The organism is Mesorhizobium sp. M7A.T.Ca.US.000.02.2.1 (assembly GCF_003996995.1).
Lineage (GTDB): Bacteria > Pseudomonadota > Alphaproteobacteria > Rhizobiales > Rhizobiaceae > Mesorhizobium.
Genome location: NZ_RZTT01000856.1, coordinates 1 through 704, shown reverse-complemented (window position 1 = coordinate 704; position 704 = coordinate 1). Strand labels below are relative to the sequence as shown.

The following is a 704-nucleotide window of genomic DNA, read 5'->3' as shown; positions in this document are numbered from 1 at the left end:
CAGATGGATTCGCTGGCCGACATCGTCAATTTCGGCGTTGCCCCGGCTCTGGTGCTCTATGCCTTCCTGCTCGACCGCGCCGGCTCGCCGGGCTGGATCGCGGCACTGCTGTTCGCCATCGCCTGCGGGTTGCGCCTCGCCCGTTTCAACGTGCTCGACGACGAGAAGGGCGATCGCCCCATATGGCAGTCCGAATATTTCGTCGGCGTGCCGGCGCCGGCGGGCGCCGTGCTGGTGATGCTGCCGCTCTATCTCTATTTCCTGCGCACAGGGCTGGAGCCCAGTCGCCCCGCCGCCTTCGTCGCCACCGGCTTCACCATCCTGGTCGCCTTCCTGCTGGTCAGCCGGCTGCCGGTCTATTCCGGCAAGAGCCTAAGGATCCCGGGCGACAGGGTGTTGCCGATCATCCTCGGTGTCGTACTCTACGTGCTCCTGCTGATGACCTATCCCTGGTACACGCTGACCGCCTCGGTCGCCGGCTACCTGATCTTCCTGCCATTCAGCGTGCGCGCCTATTCGAAGCGCGCCAAGCGCGAGGGCGAGAAAGTGCCGCCCTCCGATATAGGTTAGAAAATTCGCAGAAGTGCTTGATCTGACTCAGGCCGCGACGCCGAGCCCCAGCCTGTCGATCGCCAATTTCCTCGTCGACACATAGTCGGTCTTGCCGGAACCCAGCACCGGGATTTCCTCCACCTTGACGATGT

General features: G+C 63.6%; 1 protein-coding gene. It reads left to right on the top strand.

Annotated features, from left to right (window positions below; genetic code table 11):
- On the top strand, positions 1–570 hold a 570-nt coding region (locus EOD15_RS35115), incomplete at its 5' end, for a CDP-diacylglycerol--serine O-phosphatidyltransferase (protein ID WP_127409366.1).
- Positions 571–704 lie beyond the last annotated feature (134 nt).